Source organism: Paenibacillus darwinianus, assembly GCF_000598065.1.
GTDB classification, from domain to species: domain Bacteria; phylum Bacillota; class Bacilli; order Paenibacillales; family Paenibacillaceae; genus Paenibacillus_I; species Paenibacillus_I darwinianus.
This window is the reverse complement of the sequence record NZ_KK082138.1, coordinates 54726-57138: the sequence shown is the minus strand read 5'-3', so window position 1 is coordinate 57138 and position 2413 is coordinate 54726. Positions and strand designations below refer to the sequence as shown.

Below are 2413 nucleotides of genomic sequence, written 5' to 3'. Positions count from 1 at the left end.
TGTCGCCGATCTGGCATACCCGCCGCAGCGCTTGTTCGATCTCCGCTCGGCTGCCGACGAACCCTTTCTCGACCAAATGCATGTAGAAGTCGACCGGCTGGATTTCCAGCACGTCATAGAATTGCGCCGTATCCTCGGCTTCGTCCATGGTCTTGTTCAGCACCGTCTCGAAAAACTCGCCCTTCTCGCAGCCGGAAATGACGAGAAGCCCCTCGCGCAGCTCGACCAGCTTCGACTTCGGGATGCACGCAACCCGCTTGAAATATTCGGTGTGCGACATCGATATGAGCTTGAACAGGTTTTTTTTGCCCGTCGCGTTGAGCGCATATATATTGCAATGAAAAGGACGCGAGTTAGAGAAATCTAAGCCCACGTAATCGTTCAGCTGGTGAAGACCGGTAATGCTGCGCGCCGCCGCGTCGCCGATCAGACCGAACAATACGCCTCCGAGCGCGACGGAATCGTCGATCGCCCGGTGATGGCTCTCCAGATTGGCCTTATACTTATCCGCCAGCGTATTGAGCCGATGATTTTTGAGCGATGGATGGATGAAGCGGGCCAGTTCCAGCGTATCGAGCACCGGATTCGTCACCTCAGGCAGACCGAGCGCCTTGCAGTTCGCCTGAATGAAGCCGATATCGAACCGGGCATTGTGCGCCACCAGCACGGAATCGCCGATAAATGCGATAAACTCGCGCAGCTTCGGCTCGAGCTCCGGCGCATCCTTCACCATATCGTCCGTAATGTTCGTCAACTGCTGAATATGGTAAGGAATTTTCTCGTGCGGGTTGATGAACGTCTCAAACCGTTCGATTTCTTTTCCTTCGCGCATCCGGACGCCGGCAAGCTCTATGATCTTGCTGTTGATGATCGACAGGCCGGTCGTCTCGATGTCGAACACGACGTATTCGCCGGTCTGCAGGTCCTGCTCGCGCGGATTCAGCACCAACGGCACCGCGTCGTTGACGACATTCGCTTCGATGCCGAACAGCACCTTGATGCCGTTCTTTTTGGCCGCCTTGAACGCATCCGGATAACATTGCACGTTGGCGTGGTCCGTCACGGCGATCGCGGGATGGCCCCATTTGGCCGCAGTCTTGATATAAGCGTCGACCGGCGTTACCGCGTCCATCGTGCTCATCGTCGTGTGCAGGTGGAATTCCACCCGCTTCTCCTCCGCATCGTCCTTCCGGTCGGGAGGGGACATGACCTCGTGAAGATCGTTCGGCATCATGACAAGCTCGGGCTCCGTCATGAACCGATCGTACTCAACGCGTCCGCGGGCCCGAATCCATTTGCCGTTGGACAGCAGGCTGAGGATTTTTACATCCTCCTTCGTCTTGGCGAACATTTTCATCATGATCGAATCGGAGAAATCGGTGACGTTGAACGTGAAAAGCGTGCTTCCGTTGCGAAGCTCCTTCTGCTCAAGGCCGAAAACGGCGCCCTGCACGGTCACCTTCTTCTCCTCTTCCGTCACCCGCATGATCGGCACGGGCTCCTCGCGGATGTCATAGCCGACAATCAGACGCTCGTTCTCGGGGCCCGAGGCGGGCGCGGCTTCCGATACGCCGCTTGCCATCATCGCCTGAACGACCTCGCGCTCCTCCTGCTCCCGCTTCTGGTTGAACGCCTCATACACTTCCTGCCGCGATTCGCCGGCTTCGCCAACGGTCATCTTGATCTTGCACGTCCGCTTGAAATGGCGCTCGAAAAACCGCACCGCAGCCTCGTCGACTTTTTTCTTGCGCGCCAGCTCGAGCCCCATATTGTCCAACAGGATCAACGTCAGCAGATCGCGCTCCGCTTCCAGCCGCGCCTTGCCGAGCCAGCCGTTTACCGACACCATCTCCGTCGTCGCCCATTCGACGAAATGCTCCCAATAGGCATGCGCGACCTCATGCGTTCCGACCTCCGGATCGTAATCGAACACAAAGGCGATGTCGGCAATATGGCCGAGCTTCGACCGGACGCTCTCGCAGAACATCCGGTATATCTTGTAAGGAAGCAAGGACGTTTTGCGGATGCAAAACGTCCATTCCCGGTTCGTCGCGTTCACGGCGACATGGTCGATGTATCCGTCCGAAAAATAGGTAAGTATCACATCGTCCGCCACGTTCGCAAGCCTCAACAGCAGCTCGAACCGTTGGCGTTTCTCCCCCGTGCTGCTCATGCCTGTCCTCCCCATGGATAACCCCAAAGAAATCCGAAATCAATTCCAAAAAACAATTCCCCCAAAAGCGACATACACTTTTGGGGGAGTCCCCGTTGCTATTATTCTATCATCAATACGCTCTCGCGAAAACTACCGTGTGCGCCGCCTTATCGCCGCAAACGAGGCAGGACTCCTGATGCGCGGTCGGCTGGAACGGAATGTTGCGGCTTGTTGCCCCCGTCTCTTCCTTCACCTGAC

At 56.8% G+C, this 2413-nt stretch carries 2 protein-coding genes; both read right to left on the bottom strand.

The annotated features are described in order from the left end of the window. Positions 1 to 2173: exonuclease domain-containing protein (locus tag BG52_RS03975; protein WP_036666863.1), on the bottom strand; the 2173-nt coding region annotated here is incomplete at its 3' end. A gap of 112 nt (positions 2174 to 2285) precedes the next feature. Beyond that, a partial coding sequence (locus BG52_RS16750) for a hypothetical protein (protein WP_223298912.1) occupies positions 2286 to 2413 on the bottom strand: 128 nt, incomplete at its 5' end.